28 protein-coding genes are annotated in these 24,413 nt (G+C 60.5%); 17 read left to right on the plus strand and 11 right to left on the minus strand.

What is annotated here, in order from left to right; translation table 11 throughout:
• The first annotated feature begins 315 nt into the window (after positions 1 to 315).
• The gene (locus ACYBHZ_RS12015) at positions 316 to 1,326 is read left to right on the plus strand and encodes a phosphoadenosine phosphosulfate reductase (RefSeq protein WP_460274524.1); all 1,011 of its coding nucleotides are present in this window, start codon (positions 316 to 318) and stop codon (positions 1,324 to 1,326) included.
• Positions 1,327 to 1,353: 27 nt separating this feature from the next.
• Here ACYBHZ_RS12015 and ureG read toward each other — a convergent pair whose 3' ends face one another.
• Genes ureG through ACYBHZ_RS12030 form a run of 3 tightly spaced genes read right to left on the minus strand, consistent with a single transcriptional unit; the run spans position 1,354 to position 3,229 of the window.
• Positions 1,354 to 1,968 carry an urease accessory protein UreG gene (gene ureG, locus ACYBHZ_RS12020; RefSeq protein WP_460274525.1) on the minus strand — a complete coding sequence of 205 codons (615 nt, stop codon included), beginning with the start codon at positions 1,966 to 1,968 and terminating at the stop codon, positions 1,354 to 1,356.
• Between the two features lie 12 nt (positions 1,969 to 1,980).
• Positions 1,981 to 2,616, minus strand: a complete 636-nt coding sequence (locus ACYBHZ_RS12025) for an urease accessory protein UreF (protein WP_460274763.1) — start codon at positions 2,614 to 2,616, stop codon at positions 1,981 to 1,983.
• A complete protein-coding gene (locus ACYBHZ_RS12030; RefSeq protein ID WP_460274526.1) occupies positions 2,609 to 3,229 on the minus strand; it encodes an urease accessory protein UreE in 621 nt (206 codons plus the stop codon). Before ACYBHZ_RS12030 ends, ACYBHZ_RS12025 begins: the two co-directional genes overlap by 8 nt.
• 73 nt (positions 3,230 to 3,302) lie before the next feature.
• On the opposite strand from ACYBHZ_RS12030, the gene ACYBHZ_RS12035 reads away from it, so the two are divergent.
• Positions 3,303 to 4,049 carry a hypothetical protein gene (locus tag ACYBHZ_RS12035; RefSeq protein ID WP_460274527.1) on the plus strand — a complete coding sequence of 249 codons (747 nt, stop codon included), beginning with the start codon at positions 3,303 to 3,305 and terminating at the stop codon, positions 4,047 to 4,049.
• 24 nt (positions 4,050 to 4,073) lie between these two features.
• Here the strand turns inward: ACYBHZ_RS12035 and ACYBHZ_RS12040 are convergent, their stop codons facing one another.
• From ACYBHZ_RS12040 to ACYBHZ_RS12070, 7 genes are all read right to left on the minus strand, one after another.
• Positions 4,074 to 4,298: a hypothetical protein gene (locus ACYBHZ_RS12040; protein WP_460274528.1), complete on the minus strand. Its 225-nt coding sequence runs from the start codon at positions 4,296 to 4,298 to the stop codon at positions 4,074 to 4,076.
• Between the two features lie 376 nt (positions 4,299 to 4,674).
• The gene (locus ACYBHZ_RS12045; protein WP_460274529.1) at positions 4,675 to 5,745 is read right to left on the minus strand and encodes a hypothetical protein; all 1,071 of its coding nucleotides are present in this window, start codon (positions 5,743 to 5,745) and stop codon (positions 4,675 to 4,677) included.
• A 46-nt stretch (positions 5,746 to 5,791) separates the two neighbouring features.
• Positions 5,792 to 7,534 (minus strand): urease subunit alpha, encoded by a 1,743-nt coding sequence (ureC, locus tag ACYBHZ_RS12050; protein WP_460274530.1) that lies wholly within the window; start codon positions 7,532 to 7,534, stop codon positions 5,792 to 5,794.
• Positions 7,535 to 7,546: 12 nt separating this feature from the next.
• A complete protein-coding gene (locus ACYBHZ_RS12055) occupies positions 7,547 to 7,909 on the minus strand; it encodes a lysozyme inhibitor LprI family protein (protein WP_460274531.1) in 363 nt (120 codons plus the stop codon).
• Between the two features lie 29 nt (positions 7,910 to 7,938).
• A complete protein-coding gene (locus ACYBHZ_RS12060; RefSeq protein WP_460274532.1) occupies positions 7,939 to 8,244 on the minus strand; it encodes an urease subunit beta in 306 nt (101 codons plus the stop codon).
• A gap of 10 nt (positions 8,245 to 8,254) precedes the next feature.
• On the minus strand, positions 8,255 to 8,557 hold the full coding sequence (locus tag ACYBHZ_RS12065) for an urease subunit gamma (RefSeq protein ID WP_460274533.1): 303 nt from the start codon (positions 8,555 to 8,557) through the stop codon (positions 8,255 to 8,257).
• A 19-nt stretch (positions 8,558 to 8,576) separates the two neighbouring features.
• A complete protein-coding gene (locus ACYBHZ_RS12070) occupies positions 8,577 to 9,413 on the minus strand; it encodes an urease accessory protein UreD (protein ID WP_460274534.1) in 837 nt (278 codons plus the stop codon).
• Between the two features lie 162 nt (positions 9,414 to 9,575).
• Between ACYBHZ_RS12070 and pyrC the strand changes: the two genes are divergently transcribed.
• The 12 genes from pyrC (at position 9,576) to ACYBHZ_RS12130 (ending at position 21,221) form a co-directional block, all read left to right on the plus strand.
• Positions 9,576 to 10,616 (plus strand): dihydroorotase, encoded by a 1,041-nt coding sequence (gene pyrC, locus ACYBHZ_RS12075; RefSeq protein ID WP_460274535.1) that lies wholly within the window; start codon positions 9,576 to 9,578, stop codon positions 10,614 to 10,616.
• A gap of 24 nt (positions 10,617 to 10,640) precedes the next feature.
• Entirely contained in the window at positions 10,641 to 11,321 is a 681-nt protein-coding gene (locus tag ACYBHZ_RS12080) for an orotate phosphoribosyltransferase (protein WP_460274536.1), read from the plus strand.
• A gap of 202 nt (positions 11,322 to 11,523) precedes the next feature.
• Positions 11,524 to 13,050 (plus strand): replicative DNA helicase, encoded by a 1,527-nt coding sequence (locus ACYBHZ_RS12085; RefSeq protein WP_460274537.1) that lies wholly within the window; start codon positions 11,524 to 11,526, stop codon positions 13,048 to 13,050.
• Between the two features lie 56 nt (positions 13,051 to 13,106).
• The gene (gene alr / locus ACYBHZ_RS12090) at positions 13,107 to 14,147 is read left to right on the plus strand and encodes an alanine racemase (protein WP_460274538.1); all 1,041 of its coding nucleotides are present in this window, start codon (positions 13,107 to 13,109) and stop codon (positions 14,145 to 14,147) included.
• Complete coding sequence (locus ACYBHZ_RS12095; protein ID WP_460274539.1) at positions 14,144 to 14,929, plus strand: MlaE family ABC transporter permease; 786 nt, start codon at positions 14,144 to 14,146, stop codon at positions 14,927 to 14,929. The genes alr and ACYBHZ_RS12095 overlap by 4 nt, the downstream gene beginning before the upstream one ends.
• Positions 14,926 to 15,675, plus strand: a complete 750-nt coding sequence (locus ACYBHZ_RS12100; RefSeq protein ID WP_460274540.1) for an ABC transporter ATP-binding protein — start codon at positions 14,926 to 14,928, stop codon at positions 15,673 to 15,675. The genes ACYBHZ_RS12095 and ACYBHZ_RS12100 overlap by 4 nt, the downstream gene beginning before the upstream one ends.
• A gap of 7 nt (positions 15,676 to 15,682) precedes the next feature.
• Complete coding sequence (locus ACYBHZ_RS12105) at positions 15,683 to 16,126, plus strand: paraquat-inducible protein A (RefSeq protein ID WP_460274541.1); 444 nt, start codon at positions 15,683 to 15,685, stop codon at positions 16,124 to 16,126.
• A gap of 53 nt (positions 16,127 to 16,179) precedes the next feature.
• Complete coding sequence (gene radA, locus ACYBHZ_RS12110; protein ID WP_460274542.1) at positions 16,180 to 17,550, plus strand: DNA repair protein RadA; 1,371 nt, start codon at positions 16,180 to 16,182, stop codon at positions 17,548 to 17,550.
• 42 nt (positions 17,551 to 17,592) lie between these two features.
• On the plus strand, positions 17,593 to 18,147 hold the full coding sequence (locus ACYBHZ_RS12115) for a CvpA family protein (RefSeq protein ID WP_460274543.1): 555 nt from the start codon (positions 17,593 to 17,595) through the stop codon (positions 18,145 to 18,147).
• 331 nt (positions 18,148 to 18,478) lie between these two features.
• Entirely contained in the window at positions 18,479 to 19,996 is a 1,518-nt protein-coding gene (gene purF, locus ACYBHZ_RS12120) for an amidophosphoribosyltransferase (protein ID WP_460274544.1), read from the plus strand.
• Positions 19,997 to 20,005: 9 nt separating this feature from the next.
• Entirely contained in the window at positions 20,006 to 20,521 is a 516-nt protein-coding gene (locus ACYBHZ_RS12125) for a DUF2199 domain-containing protein (RefSeq protein WP_460274545.1), read from the plus strand.
• 31 nt (positions 20,522 to 20,552) lie between these two features.
• Entirely contained in the window at positions 20,553 to 21,221 is a 669-nt protein-coding gene (locus ACYBHZ_RS12130; protein ID WP_460274546.1) for an SDR family NAD(P)-dependent oxidoreductase, read from the plus strand.
• 10 nt (positions 21,222 to 21,231) lie between these two features.
• Here the strand turns inward: ACYBHZ_RS12130 and ACYBHZ_RS12135 are convergent, their stop codons facing one another.
• Entirely contained in the window at positions 21,232 to 21,621 is a 390-nt protein-coding gene (locus ACYBHZ_RS12135) for a VOC family protein (RefSeq protein ID WP_460274547.1), read from the minus strand.
• Positions 21,622 to 21,719: 98 nt separating this feature from the next.
• Here ACYBHZ_RS12135 and surE point away from each other — a divergent pair, with 98 nt between their 5' ends.
• From surE to ACYBHZ_RS12150, 3 genes are read left to right on the plus strand one after another with little or no spacing between them, the layout of a single operon-like run.
• Positions 21,720 to 22,502 carry a 5'/3'-nucleotidase SurE gene (gene surE, locus ACYBHZ_RS12140; RefSeq protein ID WP_460274548.1) on the plus strand — a complete coding sequence of 261 codons (783 nt, stop codon included), beginning with the start codon at positions 21,720 to 21,722 and terminating at the stop codon, positions 22,500 to 22,502.
• Positions 22,502 to 23,143, plus strand: coding sequence for a protein-L-isoaspartate(D-aspartate) O-methyltransferase (locus ACYBHZ_RS12145; RefSeq protein ID WP_460274549.1), 642 nt, complete (start codon positions 22,502 to 22,504; stop codon positions 23,141 to 23,143). The genes surE and ACYBHZ_RS12145 overlap by 1 nt, the downstream gene beginning before the upstream one ends.
• Positions 23,144 to 23,203: 60 nt before the next feature.
• Positions 23,204 to 24,379 (plus strand): LysM peptidoglycan-binding domain-containing protein, encoded by a 1,176-nt coding sequence (locus tag ACYBHZ_RS12150; RefSeq protein ID WP_460274550.1) that lies wholly within the window; start codon positions 23,204 to 23,206, stop codon positions 24,377 to 24,379.
• Positions 24,380 to 24,413 lie beyond the last annotated feature (34 nt).

Raw genomic sequence — 24,413 nt, forward strand, 5'->3', positions numbered from 1 at the left:
CTCGAACGAGTCGCTGCGCCCTACATGATGTGTTCGCATTGCGACCAAACCCGCAAATATTCCGTGCGTCTTGAGATCAAAGCGCCAACAAAGCGCGCATCGTTTCTCCACAGATGACAGTTGTGAGAGCCATGTCGGAATTTCTTTTCCAAGCTCGGAAAACCTCTTAACTAAATAAGAGTGAATTAACCATTTCGGCCTTTTCTTGAGAGCCGTCTGTGCTGGTGTGGGCGCAAGGCGGCTGAAAAGATGAGGTCTGGTCTCCAGCTGCTTGCTGCCGTCACAACGAAATACAATATATGGGGGAAGAGTCCTATGGACGCTCATGACACCGAGTTGCAAATTGCCATCCAGACCGTAGAGGACATTTCTGACCTGGAAAGGGACGAATGGACCGAAGCGCTGGACGAATTTTGCTCCGAGCTCGGATATTATGAGCCGCTCGGCGAGCATTATACCGCCGCGTTTCTGGATGAAAAGCCCCGCCTTCTCGTCAGTTTCGATACGTATGAGCGCGCAACGGAACGCAATGAAAAAGGCTATCCTACGGGCATGATGTTGGCGGCTCAGCATGGCTGGTCCTCGCTGACACTGCTGGCAAACGATCTCGACCCGAAAGACAGCTGGTTCCGCTCGAAACACATCTATCGCTATTTCGACCGGCTCGTGGCCGAAGGCTTCTTCGAGGATTTCGATCAGGTGGTTTTTTACGGCGCAGGCGCCTGCGGCTATGCGGCGGCGGCCTATTCCGTGGTCTCCCCCGGCTCGACGGTCATCGCAATCGCACCGCAAGCGACGCTCGACGGGCGTCTGGCAAGCTGGGATCGCCGCTTCCCGAAAACCCGCCGGATGGATTTCAGCACTCGCTATGGCTTCGCCCCCGACATGATCGACGGTGCGGATCAGGTCTTTGTGTTCTACGACCCCCGCGTGGCCGAAGACGCCATGCATGCCGCGCTCTTCAACCGCCCCCACGTCAATCGCATTCCCTGCCGCCTGTTTGGCGCAGACCCGGAATATGAGATGATCGAAATGGGGACCATCGCACCGATCCTCGAAGCTGCCCTCGAAGGGCATCTCGATCAGCGCACAATCACGCAAGCACTGCGCAATCGCCGCGACAATATCGGCTACCTGCGCCGCCTCCTAGCAGAGAGCGCCCCCGCGTCCCGCCCCTATCAGACAGCAATGCTGTGCCGCCATGTCCTCAATACCCGCAAACATGCGCCGCGTTTCCGGAAAGCCTATGCCCGCGCCATGGTTGCGCTTGAGGAAAAGGGTGTCAGCCTCCCTGAGATCACGCACGAGTCGGCCGAGACGGCCTGATCTGTCACAAAAAGTAAGGGGCGGGCCTCAGCCGAGGCCGCCCTCTTCTTCGACAAACCGCACGACCTCACCCACGCCCTCGCCATGGCGCAACGCGGCCATGACATAGGCATTCGTGCCCCGCGCCCGTTTGGTGTCTTCTTCGAGAAGCTCCCGATCCACACCGACATAAGGCGCAAGATCGACCTTGTTGACGATAAGCAAATCCGAGCGCGTGACCCCCGGCCCGCGTTTGCGCGGAATGTCCTGCCCCGCTGCCGTGTCGATCACATAGATCGTCAGATCCGCAAGCTCGGGTGAAAACGTCGCCGCAAGATTGTCGCCGCCGCTCTCGATCAGGATGACGTCGAGATCGGGGATTTTCTCGGAAAGATCGGCCACGGCAGCAAGATTGATCGACGCATCTTCGCGAATGGCCGTGTGCGGGCAGCCCCCGGTTTCGACACCGCGAATGCGCTCCATCGGCAGGATTTGCTGACGCATCAGGGCTTCGGCGTCTTCGCGCGTATAGATGTCATTGGTGATGACCGCGACGGAGTATTTCTCCGACAGCGCCTTCGCCAATGCCCCGGTCAGTGTGGTCTTTCCTGCGCCAACCGGCCCGCCGATCCCGACCCGCAAAGCTCCGTTCGGTGATGCCATGATTGCCTCCTGTTATGTCTTGAAAATCCGCACATCCATATCCTCATGGCGCGCGGCATTGAGATCGGCGGCGAAGGCTCCGGTCGACAGGTTTTCCACCGTCGCCCCCAGAGCCTCCTCCGCCACGGTTTCGATCACCTCATGCAGACGCGCCAGAACGCTTTGTCCGGCCGCCTGCCCGAGCGGCACAAAGCGCACGCCAGCGGAAACGAGGTTGGATGTAAAGCTATGCAGATACAGCGAAATTACGGTTTTCGGCGCAAGTTCGAGATCGCGAGCCGCCTCGCCCACCGCGACCGGCAACGCCCGTGCGGGGCGCTCTGGGCCACCCATGTCCTTCACCGTGCGCGCAAAGGCTGTGCCTTGCTCAAAGGTCTCCGCCCAGCGCTCTTTTGATCCGGCGATGGCCTCCGCCAAACGCGCCATGTCTTCGACATCCGCGCCCTGAAGCACCATCGACAAAAGCCAAGCATCCGTCCGCCCGCCGCCGCGCGTCAGAATGGCGCGAAGCCATTGCTCAAGCCCTTCCGCATCGCGCACATCCCCGTCACTGATCGCAAGCTCCAGCCCGTGGGAATAAGCAAACCCGCCCAACGGAAACGCCGGGGACAGCCATTGCGTCAGTGCCAGAAGCGCGCGCTCAGTCATGATGGTGGTGGTGATGCGTGTGGGAATGGTCGTGATCATGGCTGTGCTCATGATCGTGATGATGATCGTGGCCGTGTTCGTGGTCATGCGAATGACTGTGAGCGTGGCTGTGGTCATGGTCGTGCGCATGACTGTGCGAGTGCCCGTGATCGCCGTGGTCATGTCCCCCATGGTCATGCCCCATCGTCCGACCATGACCATAGGCCCCACCCTCAGGCGTGAACGGTGCCACGATCTCGGACACCACCGCGCCGAGCTGTTCCAGCATGGCTTTCAGCACCGGGTCGCGTTGGATCACCAGCCGGTCCGCCGCAATCTCGCAGGGCGTATGCCGGTTGCCGATATGCCAAGCATAGCGCGTCACGGTCTCGCCGGTGATGGCATAAAGCTCCTCATCCGCGGCCTGAACACCGATCACCGTCCCGTCTTCGCAGCGGAACCCGTCGCCCTCTCCGATGGACACGGTTTGCGGCAGATCGACGAACACCGCGAGACCACCTTCGGTCGTCAATTTCTTGCGCCGCAGCAGGCGTTGATCATAGGTCAGCGCGACGTGATCTTGTGCGGCATCCCCACAGCCCTGACAGAGTTCATAGGCTTTCAAACTGCTCATCATCACCCTCCTTTTCGGCCTTCGGACTTTCTTAACCGACTCGCCTTCAAATGTAAGGCAAGGAGACCTTGCCATGCCCTTTTCAGCAACCGATCATAACGTCACCAGCACCGGCTGCGAGGCCGTCGATGCGCTTTTTTCCCTGCGCGCGGAAATTTTACGGCTGCGGGCGCGTGAAGCGGAATTATGCGATGAAATTCTGACCTTTGCCACCGAAAGCGGCTGTGACAAAGTGCAGGGCACCGACCGGATCGCGGTGATCGAAACACGCCGACCTCTGCGGCTTGTTCCGGAGCGGTTGCCGCAGGAGATGTTGCTCGATGCAGGGCTGTTTGAACCAAGGGTTGAAACCGTGGTCCTCCTCGCACCGCGCGTGGACACACGAGAGGTCTCACGCTCCGAACCGAATGCCGAGACCGAAAGCCGCCCGGAAAACGCGGATTGTGTGGATGCAGACGACCCCTTCGGCCTCAATGGCCTCACGTCTCACAATACCGGCACAAGCCTCCAGCAAGCCTCCTCTCTACTAGACCCCGCTCTCGCAGAGGAAAGAGACGCTCCCCCCGATCTACGCCCAACGGAACATGCGGAGTTACAACCCCTCGCAGGCCTGGATCAGGACATCTTGGCAAAAATCGAAACCGACGCGGAGACCGCGCTTGAACCCGCGACCCTACCGGACGCCCTTGAACTTGCTCAGCAACTTGAGGCGGAAGCCGATATGCATGCCGCGCGCGAAATTGAGAGCGACAGCCAGAGCCCGGCACTTCCAGACACCGCGTTTACAAGCCGCCGCCTCGCGATAGGCGGAGAGAGTTAGACCTTCCCGACAAAGCCCCGCGCCTTACACGCAGAACAAATCCCGAAAGACATAATGCGGAATACGGTCGCGAGTGATCCCCATTGCGAGAAGTTCCTCATCGCTCATCGCATCCAATCGGGCCAGCTCCCCCAAGCGTTTGCGTCGCACGGCATAGGCATTCACGCCCTGCCCCAGCGTGGCAAAAAACAGATCAAGCCGCGCCCGAAGGCTCGGCGTGAGAATGGCGATATTGGCGACGTGCTGCATATTCGGAAACCTTCCATCGAACTGGTTTCCTCCCATACCCGTCAGGATAGCACAGCCCCACGCCGCCACAAACCATTAGGGTCAGGCCCCATGAATTCGTGACACGCAGTTTGACCGATTTTGTTCCAGACAAGGCATATGGCCGCAGGAATAAAGCGTTTCGACTTTAACTTGATCTATCACATAAAGTCGAAACGCCCGCTCCGCTTGGACGTTGCTCCGCGTTTCTGCTCAAACCCTGATTCAGGTTTAAGTAGAAACGCTTTAGTGTTTCTATTTCAATATCATATAACGCAGACTGGGGCAAAATCCGTCAAACTGTGCATCGCAAGTCAATGAGTGCCGACCCTAAGCACGATAGTCCTGACAGACATCGTTAAGTCAGCGTGTCGGTGGATGTGGTAAAATTCGGGACCTTATGCAGATCAAACAATCGCAACGGCGTTTCCTCACAAGTTGCAATAACAACCCTCCCTCCCATCGCAAGCTCTAGACCTTTCATCCCACCCTCTTGCTCATTGGTGTGACCTGCCAGAAATTCCACTTCCGACACAGGAGAAAACCGGTGAATTGGTGCGGCTTCGGTCGCCCAATCCCCGTCCTTGGCTTCAAAAACATGAACAAGAGGCGCTCCTGCATCCGCGACGAAAAGGCGGCTGCCATCAGGTGAAAACCGCACCCCATGCGGGAAGCATATTCCGTCAAGCCGCCCGACAGGTTCGCGTTTTGGGTCGTTCTTGCGGTCATAAGGATAGATTAAAACATCATGCGTAAAATGAGAGGAAACGGCCAAAAAGCGTCTATCCGGGGAAATCGCAATGCCATCAGGGACGTCCAGACCAGCGGAATAAGCGATCGCATTGCGTGAGGGCAAAAGCCATGAACGGGAAAAACGATGTCGCGACAAAAGATGGCGATAGTTGTTACATGCGATAACCTCGACCGTATTTCCTCGCATTTCGGTGACGACCAGAGAACCCGGCGCACGTAAATGCCTGCGCAGGCTGGCCCAAATGATCTTGCGCCGCGCTTTGAGCATATAGCGCTGCACTCCGGAATGGGCGGCGGGCAGATCGAACAGCGTCAGAACACCTTTACGGTTGCCGACCATCAGCATGTCTTCTCCCACGAAATCAAACCCGTGCGGTTCCGCCAGATCCGGTGACGAAATTTCCGTCATGCCGGTAAGCGTAAGGCTCGGCTCTTCCGTATCGTCCCCCCATTCGCAGTCAAACAGCAAGCAACTGTCAGCCAAATACCCCGCAACAGCCAAGCGCCGCCCACTGGGAGACAAGCGGACGTCTTCAGTACGTCCGAGCCGATGTAGTTCTGAAGCGATCTCATCAGACATCTGCGGCGTGATGATAGCCCCCGCGTCGACCAGAGCGTCAAAGCTCACAGCGTCTTTTGACAACATTTGCCAGCGTGCAGTTGCCTCGTCCTTCATTCAGCCCCCTCCTCAACGAAATTAGAAATATTGCGTCACGCACCCATCAGAACAGGAAGTACCGCTGCGCCATAGGCAGCTCGGTCGCAGGCTCACAGGTCAGAAGCTCGCCATTCGCCCGCACCTCGTAGGTTTCCGGGTTCACCTCAATCTCCGGCGTGGCGTTGTTCATCACCATGGAGGATTTGCCAATGTTACGGGTATTCTTCACCGCGACGGTTTGCTTGGCGAGGCCGAGCTGTTTACCGATCCCTTCGGCTTGCGCCGCCTCGGAGACAAAGAGCACGGCGGAGTTTTCCACGGCCCGGCCCATCGAACCGAACATCGGGCGGGTGTAGACCGGCTGCGGCGTCGGGATGGAGGCGTTCGGATCGCCCATCTGAGCCACCGCGATAGAGCCGCCCAGAAGGACCATCTCCGGTTTCACGCCAAAGAAGGCGGGGGACCAGATCACGAGATCGGCGCGTTTGCCAACCTCGATGGAGCCGATTTGATGGCTCATCCCATGGGCAATCGCCGGGTTGATCGTGTATTTCGCGACATAGCGTTTGACCCGCACGTTGTCGTTGTCGCCGGTCTCATCCGACAAACGCCCGCGCTGTTTCTTCATCTTGTCGGCGGTCTGCCATGTGCGGATGATCACCTCGCCCACACGGCCCATCGCCTGACTGTCCGACGAAATCACCGAGAAGGCGCCCATGTCATGCAGGATGTCTTCCGCCGCGATGGTCTCCTTGCGGATGCGGCTTTCGGCGAAGGCCACGTCTTCGGGGATCGACTTGTCGAGGTGGTGACAGACCATGAGCATATCGAGATGCTCTTCCAGCGTGTTCTGGGTGAACGGACGCGTCGGGTTTGTCGAGGACGGCAGGACGTTCTCATAGCCGACGACCTTGATGATGTCCGGCGCGTGACCGCCGCCCGCGCCCTCGGTGTGATAGGCGTGGATCGTGCGGCCTTTGATGGCGGCCAGCGTATTCTCCACAAAGCCGCTCTCGTTGAGCGTATCGGTGTGGATCATCACCTGAACATCCATGTCATCGGCCACGGACAAACAGCAATCAATCGCGCCGGGCGTCGTGCCCCAGTCTTCGTGCAGCTTGAGCGCCGCCGCGCCCGCTTTCACCATCTCGACCAATGCGCCCGGTTGCGAGGCGTTGCCCTTGCCCGCCAAAGCGATGTTCATCGGCACGCCGTCGAGCGCCTGCAGCATCCGGCCAATGTGCCAAGAACCCGGCGTACAGGTGGTGGCCAAAGTGCCATGCGCCGGCCCGGTGCCGCCGCCCAACATACAGGTCAGGCCGGAATGCAGCGCATCTTCGATCTGTTGCGGCGCGATAAAGTGAATGTGGCTGTCAAAGCCGCCCGCCGTGATGATCCGGCCTTCGCCTGCGATCACCTCGGTTCCCGGACCGACGATGATATCGACCCCCGGCTGGGTGTCCGGGTTCCCGGCCTTGCCGATCCCGGTAATCCGCCCGTCCCGCAGACCGATGTCCGCCTTGTAAATGCCGGTCACGTCGAGGATCAGCGCATTGGTGATCACCGTGTCCACCGACCCTTCGGCGCGGGTTTTCTGCGACTGCCCCATGCCGTCACGGATCACCTTGCCGCCCCCGAATTTGACCTCTTCGCCATAAAGCGGGGCGTTGCGGCCCACCCCGGCCAATTCAGCCGTCAGATCGCGCTCGACCTCAATGATCAAATCGGTGTCGGCCAAACGGACCTTGTCACCGGTGGTCGGGCCGAACATGTCGGCATAGGTCGCGCGGGAGATTTTTGCAGGCATCTCAGTCCCCTCTCAATTCATCTCATAGACGGCGCGGATGTCTTCGGTCCGCCGCCGTGTGATATTCTCTAAACAACGCGCGACGATCATCGGCTCCATCGAACCACCGCGGACCAGAAATCCGGTCGCCTCACACACTTTGTCGCGATAGGAAATCCACGCCCTCTGCGCCTCGCGCAAAGCATCAGACGCGCAGCACAGCTCGTCCGACAGCCCCAGATCCCAATCTTTCGCCACGGTCATGGCGTTCTGATAGGCAAGGTTCAGATCCACATCCGCCGCAGCATAAGCGCGCCCGGCACAGATGTTCATCTCGCTCTGGGTCGTCGCAATGGCGCAATCGACCTCATCCTGCGCAAAGGCAGGGGCGGCCATGACAGCAAGTACTATAAGCGCCCAGCGGATCACAGTTTGCCCATGATCTTCTGGTTGAAGCCGTAGACTTCGCGTGCGCCGGATAGCGGCACAAGGCTCACTTCGCGGGTCTGGCCCGGCTCAAAACGCACGGCGGTGCCAGCAGCAATATCGAGGCGCTTGCCTTTTGCGGCCTCGCGGTCGAACGCCAGCGCCGTGTTGGTCTCATAGAAATGATAATGCGAGCCGACCTGCACCGGGCGATCACCGGTATTGGACACGGTGAGTGTCGTCACTTCCGCGCCCGCGTTCAGCTCGATCTCGCCGTCTTGGATAAAGTATTCTCCGGGGATCATGGCCGCCTCCTTAACGAATGGGGTGATGCACGGTGACAAGCTTCGTCCCGTCCGGGAAGGTCGCCTCCACCTGCACTTCGTGGATCATTTCCGGCACGCCGGACATGCATTGATCTTTGGTGATCACATGGGCGGCGGCCTGCATCAGCTCGGAGACCATCTTGCCGTCACGTGCGCCCTCAACCACGAAATCGGTGATCAGCGCGATGGCTTCCGGGTGGTTCAGCTTCACGCCGCGCTCAAGTCGGTTGCGTGCCACCATGGCCGCGACCGAGATCAGCAGATTGTCCTTTTCCCTCGGCGTCAGGTTCATTGTCGTCCCTCGTTTATCGTCACATTTGCCAGACGCGCGGCAAGTCCGCCTGTCTGATTTTCGTCAAGACCTGGGCCGCATAGCGGCGCAGCGGATAGCCGTCAGCGGCCATGGCACGGATCACCAGTTTGCCATTCCAACCAGACACCCCGGCTGTCACGCCGTCATGCTGTATCGGTTTGAGCAAATCGGCAAGCGCTTCCGCGCCCGGCTCAAACAGTCCGATTGTGGCGATGGCCCGCGCCCCCGCGAGAACCGCCGGATTGTCGCGCTGGCTCAAAAGCCCGGCGTCTATTTCCAACGGTTCGATAAATTCCAACTTTCCGGCGCGGCGGATTTCGCGGCGATCCGAGAGATGCAGCGTCTCGACGGTTTCGCCCATCGCGGCGCGGCCCAAAACCACCATTTCGGAAAAGAGAAAACGCGCATTCCCGGCGATCTCCGCCGTGGTGCGCCGCGTCAGGCGGGAGGTCTCGAACAGGATCGTCTCCTGCGGCAACCATTCGAGCCGCGCGCCCTCGCCCGCATGCAGGCTGACAGAGACCTCGGCATCCGCACCGTCCGCGACGGAGGCATAGGCGCGCTCTGCGGTCTGGGTCGTGCCAATCAGCGCACCGCCCGCTTCAACCTCAAGTCGGTAGTCGAGGCGGTCACCTGCGGTCAAACCGCCGGAAGTGTTGAGAAAAACCACTTCGGGAACTGAACTGTGCACCTTGGGCAGCATCGCCTTGGCGGAGCCCATCTGATACAGGTCTTTCAGACCGCCCGCGCCCATCACGACATGAGCCTGCCCGCGAACGCGTTGCAACTTCGGATGCAAAGTCGGGGCGTGAGACGGTCGGGTCGCGTCCAGCATATCGTCCTCCAAATCGTGTCCGAGCCTAGACGGATGCGCAGGGCGGCTTCAATCCCGGAGAATTCCAGCGGGCGGAAAAACTGACCAATAGCTTAAAAAATAAGCGCGTATCCGGCATTACACCATCTGGCGCTTTCTCCGTGAAAGCGCTAAGGCAAAGCCATGACCGACACACTCAAAATCCGCCGCCCCGACGACTGGCATCTTCATCTGCGCGATGGCGCGATGCTGGAAGCCGTCCTGCCCGAAACCGCGCGCCATTTTGCCCGCGCCATCATCATGCCGAACCTCGTTCCGCCGGTGGTGACGAGTGCGGACGCGGAGGCCTACCGTGAGCGTATCCTCAAAGCCAACCCGGCCCGTGGCACGTTCGAGCCGCTGATGACGCTGTACCTCACCGAGCAGACCGATCCGGAAGATGTCGCCGCCGCCCATGCCAGCGGCTTGGTGAAAGCGGTCAAGCTTTACCCTGCCGGTGCGACGACGAACTCCTCCTCCGGCGTGCGTGATTTCGACAAGGTCCGCCCGGTGCTTGAGAAAATGGCCGAGATCGGCCTGCCGCTCTGTACCCATGGCGAAGTGGTCACCCCCGAGGTCGATATCTTCGACCGCGAAGCCGTGTTCATCGAAACCGTGCTGGACCCGATCCGCCGCAAAACGCCGGGTCTGCGCGTGGTGATGGAACATATCACCACCAAAGACGGCGTGGACTATGTGGCCGCGCAGGGCGACGACATGGGCGCGACGATCACGACGCATCACCTCGTGATCAACCGCAACCACATCCTCGTCGGCGGCATCAAACCGCATTACTACTGCCTGCCGGTGGCGAAGCGCGAAACCCATCGTCTGGCTCTGGTCGAGGCCGCCACCTCCGGGGATGCACATTTCTTCCTCGGCACGGACAGCGCGCCGCACCGCGATTGCGACAAGGAAAGCGCCTGTGGCTGCGCCGGTTGCTTCACCGCGACCAACACCATGTCGATCCTCGCCGAAGTGTTCGAGCGCGAAGGCACGTTGGAGAACCTTGAGAAATTCTCATCCATCAACGGGCCGACCTTCTACAAGCTGCCGCTGAACGAGGCGACGATCACGCTTAAAAAGGGCGCCCCGGTGACCTATCCGAGCAAGATCGACACCGCCAACGGCCCCGTGACCGTATTTGACCCGCAAATGCCGCTCCATTGGAGCGTGGAAGCCTAAAAGACGCTTTAGAGAGATTGTGCCATGATCCCCTCCTCCTTTCCCGATCAAACTGAAATCGCCCGTCTGACAGCCCGCATGCTGCTCGAAATCGGTGCGGTGAACTTTCGCCCCGAAGAACCGTATATTCTGGCGTCTGGCCTCCCCTCGCCGACCTATATCGATTGCCGCAAGCTGATCTCTTACCCGCGCATCCGCTCGACGCTGATGGATTTCATGGCGATCCAGATCATGCGCGAAGCCGGTTTTGAGGCCTTCGACAATATCGCCGGAGGCGAAACCGCAGGCATTCCCTTCTCCGCCCTCGTCGCAGACCGTCTCGGCCTGCCGATGACCTATGTGCGCAAAAAGCCGAAAGGCTATGGCCGCAACGCCCGGATCGAAGGCGAGATGTCCGAAGATCAGCGCGTGCTGCTCGTTGAAGACCTGACCACGGATGGCGGTTCGAAACTGTCCTTCGTCGATGCGATCCGCGAGACCGGCGCGAGCTGTAACTGGACGGCGGTGATCTTCTATTACGGCATTTTCCCGGACACCGAGAAACGCCTCGCCGATCACGGCGTCAAGCTGATCAGCCTCTGCACCTGGTGGGATGTTCTGGAAGAGGCAAAACGCCAGAAAACTTTCGATGCCGCAGCATTGGCAGAGGTCGAGCATTTCCTCGGTGCGCCGCATGCCTGGCAGGAAAAACACAAGAAAGCCTAAGCGTTTCAATTACGCCGAAAATTTGAGCGCCGCCTCTCGGGGCGGCGTTTCGCTTTGTGGACAAGCGTTTATTCGCCATGCTGCAGTGCCGCGAAGTTTTCCACAAGTTATACACTTTGAAAGCGCTTAAGCTGCGCGCTAAGCAAGACAAACCCCCGAGCATCACGCGACTCGCGGGATCATGAGCAAGAGGCCCGAACAGATGAGCGAAATCGCAAATCTACAGGATATGCGCAAAGATCAGGATGAACCCGCCACCAAAGGCGCGGTGATCACGCCCTATGAGGGGGCCGTGCCACACAATATCGAAGCTGAACAACAGCTTCTCGGCGCGCTTCTGACCAACAACGACGTCTTCGACAAGATCGCCTCGATCATCTCTCCCGAGCATTTCTTCGATCCGGTCCACAAGGATATTTTCGAGAAAGCCGCCGAGCGGATTTCCAAGAACATGCTGGCCTCGCCCGTGACGCTGAAGGCCTACATGGAAGATCACGAGGGCCTCAAGGAGCTAGGTGGCCCGGCCTATCTGGCGCGCCTCGCGGCCTCCGCGATCTCCACCTATGCCGTGCGCGACTACGCCCAGCTGATTTACGACCTGTTCCTGCGTCGCCAGCTCATCGAGCTTGGCAATGAAATCTCGGGATCGGCAGCCTCCGGGTCCGACAGCCGCGATCCGGCGGAACAGATCGTCGCCGCAGAACAGCGGCTCTACTCGCTCGCCGAACAGGGCAAGGGCGAATCCGGGTTTACCTCTTTCCTCTCCGCCGTGACGCAGGCGGTGCTGAACGCCAACGCCGCCTATGAGCGCGGGGGCGGCATGGCCGGTGTGCCGACGGCGCTGATCGATCTCGATAAGAAAATGGGGGGCCTGCACCCGTCCGACTTGATCATCCTCGCCGGTCGTCCGTCGATGGGGAAAACCTCGCTGGCGACCAACATCGCTTTCAACATCGCGAAGGCCTATAAAAAAGGCACCCTACCCGACGGGCGCAGCGGTGCGGTCGAGGGCGGTGTCGTCGGCTTCTTCTCTCTTGAGATGAGTTCCGAACAGCTCGCCGCGCGTATTCTGGCAGAGGCCTCCGAGATTTCCTCGCACAAGATCCGCCAAGGTGACATGACCGAGGAGGAATTCCGCCGCTTCGTCGATGCCGCCAAGACGCTCGAGTCCTGCCCGCTCTATATCGACGACACCCCGTCGATCCCGATCTCTCAGCTTTCGGCGCGCGCGCGGCGGCTGCAACGGACCCACGGGCTCGATCTTCTGATCGTCGACTATTTGCAGCTTGTGCGCGGCACCTCGCGGACCGAAGGCAACCGGGTTCAGGAGATCGGCGAGATTTCGATGGGTCTCAAAGCCATCGCCAAGGAACTCAACATCCCCGTGATCGCGCTTTCGCAGCTGTCCCGGACGGTGGAAAGCCGCGACGACAAACGCCCGCAGCTCTCTGACCTTCGCGAATCCGGCTCCATCGAGCAGGACGCCGACGTTGTGATGTTCGTGTACCGTGGCGAGTATTACAAAGAGCGCGAGAAACCCGATGACGATAACCTGGAAGCCATGGAAAAATGGATGCAGGACATGGAGCGTCTGCACGGCAAGGCCGAGGTGATCCTCGGCAAACAGCGTCACGGTCCGATCGGCACGGTGGAGCTTAGCTTTGAGGCACAGTTCACCCGCTTTGGGAACCTTGCCAAGGAACTGCATAACAATTTCGACTACGAGTAACCTCCGGACAGGATTGCGCTTGCGACTCTCCGCGTCCGGGGCCAATAAACGGACCTATGGGCACCTCTACTCTTCATATCGATCTCGATGCGCTCGCCGAGAATTGGCGCGCGCTCGACAAACTCTCCTCGGAGACCGTTGAAACCTCCGCGGTGGTCAAGGCCGACGCTTACGGTTTGGGGGTTGGCAAGGTTGCCCGCGCCCTGATGAAAACCGGCGTGAAGTCCTTTTTCGTGGCCGCCGCCGAAGAAGGCGTGGCGCTGCGTGAAGCGGTGGGACCGAAACCGTGGATCGGTATTCTGGGTGGCCATATGCCCGGCGACACCGATATGATCAGCGACATGGGGCTTGTCCCCATGCTCAACTCGCTCGACCAGATCACCCGCCATTTCGAAGCCCTCCCCGGTCGCGCCTTCGGCATTCAGCTCGACACGGGCATGAACCGTCTCGGCCTTGAGCACGTCGAATGGGACGCGGTGAAAGATCTGGTCATCAAGGCCAAGCCCGATCTGGTGATGAGCCACCTGGCCTGCGCCGATGATCCAAGCCACGACATGAACGCCTTCCAGCTCAAGACTTTCCGCGACATGACCGACGGTCTGCCGGTGCGTCGCGCATTGGCCGCGACGGGCGGCATTCTGCTCGGGCCGGAGTATCATTTCGATCTCGTGCGTCCCGGCATCGGCATGTATGGCGGTCTTCCCTATGAAGACGGCAAACCTGTCGTGCGCCTCGAATGCCCGGTGATTCAGACCCGCGATGTGCAGCCCGGCGAAACGGTCGGCTATTCCAACATGTGGACCGCCGAAGTGCCCTCTCGCGTGGCGACTGTCGCTGCGGGCTATGCCGACGGGATCACCCGCCTGATCTCCAACAAAGCGGTTCTGTTCGATGGCGACACGCCCTGCCCGCTGATCGGCAAAGTGTCGATGGACCTGATTACTGTGGACATCACCCATCTCGATCAGGTGCCGCGCTCGCTCGATCTTCTCTGCGCGCATCAGACCGTCGATGATCTGGCCGAGATCGGTCAAACCATCGGCTATGAAATCCTCACCTCGCTCGGCGCGCGTTATCAGCGCCGCTATATCGGATGAGCTTTCTCACCCGGCCTCTGGCCGCGCTTGGCGCAGGCGTTCTGTCCGCGCTGGCGACGCTTGGCCGGGTGACGCTTTTCGCCCTGACCGCTCTGCGCCACATCGTGACGCCGCCCTTTTATGGCCGTGAATTCCTGCACGCGCTGATGAATGTGGGCTATCTCTCTCTCCCCGTTGTCGGCCTGACCGCTGTCTTCACCGGTGGCGCGCTTGCGCTTCAGATTTACGCTGGCGGCTCGCGCTTTTCCGCAGAACAGGTGGTGCCGCAGATCGTCGCCCTTGGCATCGTGCGCGAACTTGGCCCTGTCATGGTCGGCCTGATGATCGCGGCGCGTGTGACCTCTTCCATCGCAGCAGAGATCGCCACGATGAAAGTGACGGAGCAGATCGACGCGCTTGTGACGCTTTCCACGAACCCGATGAAATACCTGACCGCGCCGCGCGTCTTTGCGGGGCTGGTCACCGTGCCGCTTCTGGTCGCCATCGGCGATGCCATCGGCGTCTTCGGCGGCTGGTTCGTCTCCGTACAATCACTGGGCTTCAACCCTGCGGTTTATCTCAAGAACACCGTCGATTTCCTTCAGATGAACGACATCGTCTCCTCGCTGGTCAAAGGCGCGGCCTTTGGCGGAATCGCGACCCTGATGGGCTGTTACTTTGGCATGAACTCGGGCCGCGGTGCGCAGGGTGTGGGCCAAGCGACGAAATCCTCCGTGGTGGCTGCCGCCGTGATGATCCTCGCCGCAAATTTCCTTCTGACACAGGCCTTTTTCGCGACATGATCAGCCTTCAGGACGTCCATAAAGCCTTCGGAGCAAAAGAGATCCTGCGGGGCGTCGATCTCGACGTGGCGAAGGGCGAAAGCTGCGTCATCATCGGCGGCTCCGGCACCGGGAAATCCGTCACGCTCAAATGTATTCTCGGCCTGATCACCCCGGATCAGGGCGCGATCATGGTCCATGACGAAGACGTCACCAAGACCGGCGACCGCGACGCCTTCCTTGCGCGTTTCGGCATGCTGTTCCAAGGCGCGGCGCTGTTCGACAGTCTTCCGGTCTGGCAAAACGTCGCCTTTCGTCTGCTACGCGGTTCGCTCAAACGCCCGCGCGCCGAGGCCAAAGAGATCGCCATCGAGAAACTGCGCCGCGTGGGCCTTGGCCCCGATGTGGCCGATCTGTTCCCCGCCGAGCTGTCGGGCGGGATGCAGAAACGCGTGGGCCTTGCCCGCGCCATCGCCGCCGATCCGGAGATCATCTTTTTCGACGAACCGACCACGGGCCTTGATCCGATCATGGCGGGCGTCATCAACGAGCTGATCCGCGAAATCGTCGTCGAGATGGGCGCGACCGCCGTCACGATCACCCATGACATGACCTCCGTGCGCGCCATCGCCGACAAGGTCGCCATGCTGCACCGGGGTAAAATCCGCTGGCACGGGCCGGTGTCCGAGATGGACACAGCCGACGATCCCTACCTGCGCCAGTTCATCACCGGCTCCCCGAACGGTCCGATTGAAACGCTGCGGTGAGGGCTTCATGACCCCGCTCCGCCTCGCCAATCTCTTGCTGCTGATCCTCTTCCCCATCGCTTGGGTTGCACCGCTTCTGCGGGCGGGATTGTTGCCGCTGTTTGGCCTCTCGGAAATCTCCGTACTCTCCGGCGTCAAAAGCCTTTGGAATAAAGACATCCCCCTCGCCCTTGTCGTGGTTTTCTTCGCCATCGTGGCGCCCCTCGCCAAGATCGTCGCACTCGAAGGCCTGCTCTCCGGACGTTTTCCCGCGACAGTGAAACCCTGGCTTTTCCAACTCGGACGCCTCGCCATGGCCGACGTGTTCCTGATCGCGATCTATATCACGCTCGCTAAAGGCATCGGCGTCGGCCGCGTAGAAATCGGCTGGGGGCTGTATTTGTTCACCTTCTGCGTACTCGCCAGCCTCGGATTGAGTATTTTTGCCACGAAGGACCAAGAGAGCGCTTGAACCGGCGGGTTGCAAAAGATTAGAACGAAGCAAGAACAATCCGGGAGCGCCAGATGGCCAAGGCACAAAAGAACTTCGTCTGTTCCAATTGTGGGGCGGTGACCACGAAATGGTCCGGGCGCTGCGACGGCTGCGGCGAGTGGAACACAATCTCGGAAGAAAAGCCGCTCTCAAGCTCCGGCCCCACCGCGAAAACATTGGGAGGGATGCGCGGCAAGGAAATCCCTCTGACAACGCTTGCCACCAAAGAGGCCCCGCCCCCGCGCACGGCCTCTGGCATGGGAGAATTCGACCGGGTTCTCGGCGGCGGGCTTGTCCCGGCCTCCGCCATTTTGGTCGGCGGCGATCCGGGGATCGGCAAATCCACGCTTTTGCTTCAAGCGGCGGCAAAATTCGCAGATGCAGGGCTCAAGGTCATCTACATCTCCGGCGAGGAAGCCAGCGCGCAGGTGCGGATGCGGGCGCAGCGGCTGGGTCTTGCGGAGGCGGCGGTGCAGCTCGGTGCGGAAACGAACCTGCGCGATATTCTGACGACGCTGGAGAAGGAAGAACCCGATCTGGTGATCATCGACTCGATTCAGACCATGTGGGCCGACAATGTCGAGAGCGCTCCCGGCTCCGTTTCTCAGGTGCGCGCCGCCGCGCACGAACTTGTGAGCTTTGCCAAAACCCGCGGCGTCTCCGTCGTTCTGGTCGGCCATGTCACCAAGGAAGGCCAGCTTGCCGGGCCGCGTGTCGTGGAGCATATGGTCGATACGGTTCTCTATTTTGAAGGCGAGCGCGGGCATCAGTTTCGCTTGCTTCGCGCGGTGAAAAACCGCTTTGGTCCGGCGCATGAAATCGGCGTTTTCGAGATGACCGGCGACGGTCTCTCCGAGGTCACGAACCCCTCCGCGCTGTTTCTGTCCGAGCGCGACGAGCCCGCCCCCGGATCGGTGGTTTTTGCAGGCATAGAAGGCACCCGGCCCGTTCTCGTGGAGTTTCAGGCCCTCATCGCCCCCTCACCCCATTCGCAGGCCCGGCGCACCGTCGTGGGCTGGGACGGCTCCCGTCTGGCGATGATCCTCGCGGTGCTCGAAGCCCGTTGCGGCATCCCCTTTGCGGGCCTTGATGTCTACCTCAATGTCGCGGGCGGCATGAAAGTGTCGGAACCCGCCGCAGACCTCGCCGTCGCCGCAGCGCTTTTGTCGGCACGCGAAGACGCCGCCCTGCCGAAAGATTGTGTGGTTTTCGGGGAACTTTCGCTCTCCGGCAGCCTCAGACCGGTTGGTCAAACCGAAAACAGGTTGAAAGAGGCGCGAAAACTTGGTTTTTCCTCAGCCATCGCCCCCGCGCAATCCAAAGCGGGGGAAAACAGTGGCATGGCCCTACGTCAGATGAGCGATCTGATCGGCTTTGTCGGTGAGGTATTCGGCGCAGGCTAGCGCCAGAACGGCGCGGCAGGCGCCTAACAAAGGTGAGGCGCCATGGAAGGCTTTACAATCATCGACGGCATCGTCGCGCTGGTCATTATCGTATCGGCTCTTTTGGCCTATTCTCGCGGCTTCGTCCGTGAAGGCATGGCCATCGCGGGCTGGATCGTCGCCGCGATCCTCGGCTATATGTTCGCCCCAAAAGCCGTCCCGCTTGTCAAGGAAGTGCCCTATCTTGGCGATTATATCTCCGGCTCCTGCGAATTGTCGGTGATCACCGGGTTCTTTGCGGTCTTCGCCTTGGCGCTGATCGTCGTCTCCGTGTTCACCCCGCTGTTCTCTTCCGCCGTGCAACGCTCCGCGCTTGGCGGCATTGACCAGGGCCTCGGCTTTCTCTTCGGTGTTCTGCGCGGGATCGTCCTCGTCGCCATCGCGCTTGTGATCGTGGATCGCGTCTCCACCGGCGACCCGATCGACGTTCTGGAAAACTCCCGCACCGCAAAAGTCTTCGCCCGCTCGCAGGACAAGATCGACGAGACCCTGCCCGACAGCGCGCCCGACTGGATTACACAACGCTACGAGGCGCTGGTCTCGACCTGTACGGAATAAGATGTCAAAGGCGGCCCACGGGTCGCCTTTTTCATATCCGTCCCTCCTCCGGCGCAGTTGCAACACGCAAAATCTGTCCAAAAGCGATGTGATCCTTTCGTGACACTTGGGCGACAAGGGCTTAAAGGAGGGGCAAGACACCCGTGACAGGATTCGGAGCCCGGCTGGATGCGCCTATCGCCCCAGACCTATATCTTTGAGTTTGGCGTATTCGGTTACGTCGGAACAGGTGCACCTTCTCAACAGACAATGACCGGGGCCCAGCCCCCGAAGCGCCCCCTACTGACGCGGCAGGGCGCGCGACCAGCGACGACGAATTGGAGCGAATGATATGTGCGGGATTTTTGGGATCGCGAGCCGGACTCACGATGTCTTCGCCGAGCTGTATGACGGGCTGCTGATGCTCCAGCATCGCGGTCAGGATGCCTCGGGGATCGTGACTTACGACGGTGAGTTCTTCCGGGAACGGAAAGGATCGGGTCTTGTGAAGGACGTGTTCGGTCCGCAGGACACCAAGACCCTGCTCGGACGCCTTGGCCTCGGCCATGTGCGCTACCCCACCGCCGGCTCTCTGTCCGCCGCGGAAGCCCAGCCGTTCTTCGTCAATGCGCCCTACGGCATCTACCTCGTGCACAACGGCAATATCACCAACACGGCGGAACAACGCGCCAAGGTGGTCGGTAAATATTCGCGCCACCTGCGCACCACGTCTGACAGTGAAATCCTGCTGAACGTGCTGGCCGACAAAGTCTCCGACGCGATCAAGGTGAACGGCACCGACGACGCCGTCCGCAACATTCTCGCCGGTGTCAAAATGACCATGGAGCGTGTGCAAGGCGCCTATTCCGTGATCTGTCTGATCGCAGGCGTGGGCCTTCTGGCCTTCCGCGACCCGCATGGCATCCGTCCGCTCTCCGTCGCGAAACGTGAGACGGATGCGGGCGATGAATATTCCTTCGCGTCCGAGGACGTCGCCTTCGGCATCAACGGGTTCGAGAAAATCCGCGATGTGGCGCCGGGCGAAGCGATCCTCATCGACCTCGACGGCAAGATGCACAAGAAACAATGCGTGCCGGGCAAACTCAGCCCCTGCATTTTCGAATACGTCTACCTCGCCCGCCCCGACAGCATGCTCGACGGCATCTCCGTCTACAAAACCCAGCTCCGCATGGGCCAGACGCTTGCCAAACAGATCATGGACAGCGGCTTCGAGATCGACGCGATCATCCCCGTGCCCGACAGTGCGCGCCCCGCAGCACTGGAAGTCGCCAACATCACCGGCATTCGCTACCGCGAAGGTCTGGTGAAAAACCGCTACGTGGGCCGGACCTTCATCATGCCGGGTCAGAGCGAGCGTCAGAAATCCGTGCGCCGCAAGCTCAACGCCATGGAGCTTGAGATGAAGGGCCGCAATATCCTTCTGGTCGACGACAGCATCGTCCGTGGCAACACGATCAAGAAAATCGTGCAAATGTGTCGCGAAGCCGGAGCGAAAAAAGTCTATATCGCCTCCGCCTCCCCACCCGTGAAATATGCCAATGTCTACGGCATCGACATGCCCACCAAACAAGAGCTGATTGCCAATGGCCGCAGCGTCGATGAGATTTGCGAATATCTCGATGCCGACGGGCTGATCTACCAAAAGCTCGAAGATCTTGTCTGGGCCGCCAAAGAAGGCAACCCGGAGATCGAAAGCTTCGATTGCTCCTGTTTCAACGGCGAATATGTCACCGGCGTCACACCGGAATATCTTGCCTCCCTCGAAACGTCTTCGCGTGTCAGCGAGAAGATGAAAGACAAGGGCGAAGTTCGCGGCGAGGCGTGGAACGCGGCGCCTGTGGCGAGCTGATCCGTTTTGGTGTCTCTTCTCGATCTTGATCCACGTTGGCGCGCGCTCACGGCCCCCGAGGGCGCGTATGGCGGCGTGATCGACATCGGTTTCGATCATCCCTCTGACTGGCCGCATGAAGAACGCGGCGAGCAGCCCTTCGTCAAAGTGGAGGCGGACCAGCTCACCTCTGAGCTGTGCCGCTCCGAAGACGCCCGATATCTGCGCGCAACGCTGGCCCTGCCCATTCGCGGCTCGGAAGAGGCACTGATGATCGCGCTTTGGGTCGAAGTCCCGCATCCGGCCTTCTACACCTATATCGACCTGCTCGATGGCGGCGCGGTGCCGGATGACACCCTCGCCACATTGGCCAATGATCTCTCCCCGCTCCTGCCGCAAGACAGCGCCCTGACGCTCAGCTTCGGCGATGGTGCAGAGCGCCCCACCGTCACCAGCGAAACGGTGAAGGACATCTCCCTCGACCAGCTCATCGAGCTTTACGAGGCCATCGGGACACTCGACCGCAGCGCGCTCAAACCCTCTTGACGCAGGGGCGTGCAACCGCCACACCGCTGTCATGACCGAGAATACGAAAATTGCCCTCATCACCGGCGCCTCGCGCGGCCTTGGTTTCTTCCTCGCCGAAGCCTTGGCCCAGACGCATCACATCGTCGCCGTGGCCAAGACCACCGGCGCGCTCGAAGAGTTGGATGACCGGATCAAGGCGCAAGGCGGTCAAGCCACGCTCGCCCCGATGGATATCACCAACCCGGATGCGATGGCGCATCTGTGCCGCGGGATTTACGACCGTTGGGGACATGTCGATCTCTGGGCGCATACCGCTGTTTATGCACAGCTTTTGTCGCCCGCCGACCATATGGACGCGAAAGATTTCGACCGCACGATGAACACGAATGTCATCGCGACGGGCAAGCTGATCCCGATGATCTCCCCCTTGCTCAACATGGCATCCGCCCCCGGCGACGCGCTGTTCTTCGACGATGTGCATGCGGGCGAGAAATTCTTCGGCGCTTATGGCGCATCAAAAGCCGCGCAGATTGCCATGGCGAAAAGCTGGCAGGCAGAGACCGCCCCCATCGACACCGCGCCGCGCATCCATATTCTGACGCCGAAACCGATGCCCACGGCTACGCGCGCGCGGTTCTTTCCGGGCGAGGATCGGTCTCAACTGGCCCATCCGCGCGAGGAAGCTCTGCGTCTGTTGAAAGACGCCAAAATTCTCTAAATCGGCCTCCTCACAGCGGCGCGAACAAGTCCACCCGATACCCATCCGGGTCTGCAACCGTGGCATAGCGTTGTCCCCAAGGTGCGTCCCAAGGTTGGGTCACAATGGTGAACCCGGCCGCCTCAATGGCCTTTGCATAGACATCAACCTCCGCTGGCCCGTCGCACAGCATCGCGAAAACCGAATGGTTCGGCGCGCGCGGGGCCTCGCCGATCAGTTGTGTCATCAGCTTTGCGCTGTCAATCATCAGGCGCGGCTCTCCCGCTCGGCGCTCTGGCTCGACGTGATCGTCTGAGAGAAAACCGCCCTCAAAGGAAAATCCCAAGAGCGTATAGAAAGCTTTGCTGCGCGCCATATCGGTTGAAACCACCGCAATCGCATCCAGAACAGGTTTCGCCATGTTTTTTCCTCTCACTTGGGGGTCATTGCCCGCGCGCGGCTTGCCGCGATTCCGAGCCTGCTTTAAGGAGGAAGGCGACACAAGAGAAAGCAGGCTCCATGCGCATTCTGATCACCAATGACGACGGCATCAACGCGCCGGGACTGACCACGCTGGAGGCCATCGCGGCAGAGATCGCCGGCCCCGAGGGTGAGGTCTGGGTGGTCGCCCCCGCGTTCGAGCAATCGGGCGTCGGTCACTGCATTTCCTATGCCAACCCCACGATGATTTCCGAGCTCGCACCACGCCGCTGGGCTGCCGAAGGCTCACCCGCTGACTGCGTTCTGGCCGGGCTTCACGACATTCTGCCCGCCCGCCCCGATCTGGTGCTCTCCGGCGTGAACCGGGGCAACAATGCGGGCGAAAACGTAATGTATTCCGGCACCATCGGCGGCGCCATGGAAGGCGCGCTTCAGGGCGTCAAATCCATCGCCCTGTCGCAGTTCCTCGGCCCGCAGAACTACCATGTCGCAGACCCGTTCGAGAGCGCTGCGGTGCACGGAGCCAAGGTGGTGCGTCGCCTGCTGGATCACGCGCCCTGGGGCGATGGAGAAGAATACGGGATTTTCTACAACGTGAACTTCCCGCCGGTCTCCGCCTCCGATACGAAAGATGTCGTGATCGCGCGCCAAGGCCGCCGCAAGACCGCTGGCTTCGGGATGGAGGGACAGGTCTCCCCTACCGGCCGCCGTTTCCTCTGGGTGCGCGGCTCTGAGCAAGCCGTCGATACCGGCCCCGGCACAGACGTGACCGCCAATCTGGAAGGCCATATCTCCGTGACGCCCATGCGCGCCGATCTGACCGCCCATGACCAGCTTGCCGAGCTGGAGGCCGCTCTCTGATGGCGATGGATGCCGAAACGCAGATGCAATTCCTCTACACGCTCCGTTCCAAGGGCGTGACGGATAAGCGTACGCTTTCGGCGATGGAAAAGGTGGACCGTGGCGATTTCGTCAAAGGCCTGTTCACCGCCCGCGCCTATGAGGACATGCCGCTGCCGATCGCCTGCGGCCAGACGATCTCGCAACCCTCCGTCGTCGGTCTGATGACACAGGCGCTGAACGTACAGCCGCGTGACAAGGTTTTGGAAGTGGGCACTGGCTCCGGCTATCAGGCCGCGATCCTCAGCCAGCTCGCCCGCCGCGTCTATACCGTTGACCGCTACGCCCGCCTCGTGCGCGAGGCGCAGGTGGTATTCGACCGGCTGCGGCTGACCAATATCACCGCGATGGGCACGGACGGTTCTTTTGGACTGCCGGAACAAGCGCCCTTTGATCGCATTCTTGTGACTGCCGCCGCAGAGGACCCTCCGGGGCCCCTCTTGGCGCAATTGAAAACAGGCGGTATCATGGTCTTGCCGGTGGGCCAGTCCGATGCCGTCCAAAGCCTGATCAAAGTGACCCGGCTGGAGCATGGCTTCGATTACGAAGAGCTGCGCGCCGTGCGTTTCGTGCCCCTCGTCGAGGGGATGGGTCAGGAGTAACTAGAGTAAACGGACCAAGCCTCCAGGAGAGAGGCCATGTTCGGAATTGAGGACAGAGCCATGACGAATACCCCTTCCCGCCGCCCCCTGCATCTGCTGTTTGCCGGCTGCGCCGTCCTATCGCTCACCGCCTGTAGCGAGCCGGTCGATTTCGACCTGCGCGGCCTGACCGATGGCTTCTCCACGGCCCCCGCCGCGAATGAGGCCTCGACCGTCGCCAAACCGCGCCCGAACGCTCAAGGGATCATCTCCTATCCACATTATCAGGTCGCCGTTGCCAAACGGGGCGACACGATCGCCTCCGTGGCGGCGCGCACCGGCCTGCCCGCCGGGGATCTGGCCCGTTACAACGGGATCACCGAAGACGTGACCCTACGCGAAGGCGAAGTGATCGCCCTCCCGCGCCGTGTCGGCGAGACCACCTCGACCACCACCCGCGCAGGCACCATCGCCAGCGGCGAACGGATCGACATCACCGCTCTGGCCGAGGAAGGCATCTCCAGCGCCGAGAGCGGCAAAACCACAACGACGATGACGCAGGCCACGCCGTCCAAGCCGATCGAGGGCATGGAGCCGGTACGCCACCAAGTCCAACGCGGCGAAACCGCCTATTCCATCGCCCGCAAATACGGCATCTCCGTGCGCGCTCTGGCCGATTGGAACGGTCTTGGCTCCGATCTCGAAGTCACCGAAGGGCGCTACCTGCTGATCCCGGTGAAAGCCTCCGAAGTCACAACAACGCCGGAGGAGACAGAACCGGGCCAAGGCTCGCCCACCCCGACGCCGCCCTCCGCCGCCGAACCGCTACCCGATCCGGCAGAGGCGGTTCCTGCGCCGAAAGACACCAAACCTGCCGCCGATCTGGGCGCGACCCAGACCACGACGACAGCGGAAATGGCGAAACCCGTCTCCGGCGCGATCATTCGCGATTACGACGAAACGAAATCGAAGTTCATCCTCTTCGCGGCCAATGCAGGCACACCTGTGAAAGCCGCGAAAGACGGGACTGTGAAGTTGATTTCGACCAATGCCGACGGTGTGAAAATCATGGTCATCGACCACGGCGCGGGTCTGCAAACGGCTTACAGCTTCATCGACGACATCGCGGTGAAGAAAGGCGACAGCGTGAAACGCGGCCAGACCATCGCGAAGGTGACAGCCAACGAATTCAACGCGTTGCAGTTCATGGTGTTCAAAGGCACCCAGACGGTCGATCCGACGCCTTACCTGAACTGATCGTCACTCTAAGACATGCAGTCATAAAGAAAAC

This window comes from Celeribacter sp. ULVN23_4, assembly GCF_054788345.1.

Coding starts and splice junctions, on each gene's coding strand:
- ACYBHZ_RS12015 (WP_460274524.1), top strand. CDS start 316: ATGGACGCTCATGACACCGAGTTGCAAATTGCCATCCAGACCGTAGAG.
- ACYBHZ_RS12150 (WP_460274550.1), top strand. CDS start 23,204: ATGACGAATACCCCTTCCCGCCGCCCCCTGCATCTGCTGTTTGCCGGC.
- ureC (WP_460274530.1), bottom strand. CDS start 7,534: ATGCCTGCAAAAATCTCCCGCGCGACCTATGCCGACATGTTCGGCCCG.
- surE (WP_460274548.1), top strand. CDS start 21,720: ATGCGCATTCTGATCACCAATGACGACGGCATCAACGCGCCGGGACTG.
- ureG (WP_460274525.1), bottom strand. CDS start 1,968: ATGGCATCACCGAACGGAGCTTTGCGGGTCGGGATCGGCGGGCCGGTT.
- ACYBHZ_RS12100 (WP_460274540.1), top strand. CDS start 14,926: ATGATCAGCCTTCAGGACGTCCATAAAGCCTTCGGAGCAAAAGAGATC.
- ACYBHZ_RS12040 (WP_460274528.1), bottom strand. CDS start 4,298: ATGCAGCACGTCGCCAATATCGCCATTCTCACGCCGAGCCTTCGGGCG.
- ACYBHZ_RS12085 (WP_460274537.1), top strand. CDS start 11,524: ATGAGCGAAATCGCAAATCTACAGGATATGCGCAAAGATCAGGATGAA.
- ACYBHZ_RS12065 (WP_460274533.1), bottom strand. CDS start 8,557: ATGAACCTGACGCCGAGGGAAAAGGACAATCTGCTGATCTCGGTCGCG.
- ACYBHZ_RS12145 (WP_460274549.1), top strand. CDS start 22,502: ATGGCGATGGATGCCGAAACGCAGATGCAATTCCTCTACACGCTCCGT.
- purF (WP_460274544.1), top strand. CDS start 18,479: ATGTGCGGGATTTTTGGGATCGCGAGCCGGACTCACGATGTCTTCGCC.
- pyrC (WP_460274535.1), top strand. CDS start 9,576: ATGACCGACACACTCAAAATCCGCCGCCCCGACGACTGGCATCTTCAT.
- alr (WP_460274538.1), top strand. CDS start 13,107: ATGGGCACCTCTACTCTTCATATCGATCTCGATGCGCTCGCCGAGAAT.
- ACYBHZ_RS12105 (WP_460274541.1), top strand. CDS start 15,683: ATGACCCCGCTCCGCCTCGCCAATCTCTTGCTGCTGATCCTCTTCCCC.
- ACYBHZ_RS12060 (WP_460274532.1), bottom strand. CDS start 8,244: ATGATCCCCGGAGAATACTTTATCCAAGACGGCGAGATCGAGCTGAAC.
- ACYBHZ_RS12080 (WP_460274536.1), top strand. CDS start 10,641: ATGATCCCCTCCTCCTTTCCCGATCAAACTGAAATCGCCCGTCTGACA.
- radA (WP_460274542.1), top strand. CDS start 16,180: ATGGCCAAGGCACAAAAGAACTTCGTCTGTTCCAATTGTGGGGCGGTG.
- ACYBHZ_RS12035 (WP_460274527.1), top strand. CDS start 3,303: ATGCCCTTTTCAGCAACCGATCATAACGTCACCAGCACCGGCTGCGAG.
- ACYBHZ_RS12030 (WP_460274526.1), bottom strand. CDS start 3,229: ATGAGCAGTTTGAAAGCCTATGAACTCTGTCAGGGCTGTGGGGATGCC.
- ACYBHZ_RS12115 (WP_460274543.1), top strand. CDS start 17,593: ATGGAAGGCTTTACAATCATCGACGGCATCGTCGCGCTGGTCATTATC.
- ACYBHZ_RS12130 (WP_460274546.1), top strand. CDS start 20,553: ATGACCGAGAATACGAAAATTGCCCTCATCACCGGCGCCTCGCGCGGC.
- ACYBHZ_RS12070 (WP_460274534.1), bottom strand. CDS start 9,413: ATGCTGGACGCGACCCGACCGTCTCACGCCCCGACTTTGCATCCGAAG.
- ACYBHZ_RS12135 (WP_460274547.1), bottom strand. CDS start 21,621: ATGGCGAAACCTGTTCTGGATGCGATTGCGGTGGTTTCAACCGATATG.
- ACYBHZ_RS12095 (WP_460274539.1), top strand. CDS start 14,144: ATGAGCTTTCTCACCCGGCCTCTGGCCGCGCTTGGCGCAGGCGTTCTG.
- ACYBHZ_RS12055 (WP_460274531.1), bottom strand. CDS start 7,909: ATGGCCGCCCCTGCCTTTGCGCAGGATGAGGTCGATTGCGCCATTGCG.
- ACYBHZ_RS12025 (WP_460274763.1), bottom strand. CDS start 2,616: ATGACTGAGCGCGCGCTTCTGGCACTGACGCAATGGCTGTCCCCGGCG.
- ACYBHZ_RS12045 (WP_460274529.1), bottom strand. CDS start 5,745: ATGAAGGACGAGGCAACTGCACGCTGGCAAATGTTGTCAAAAGACGCT.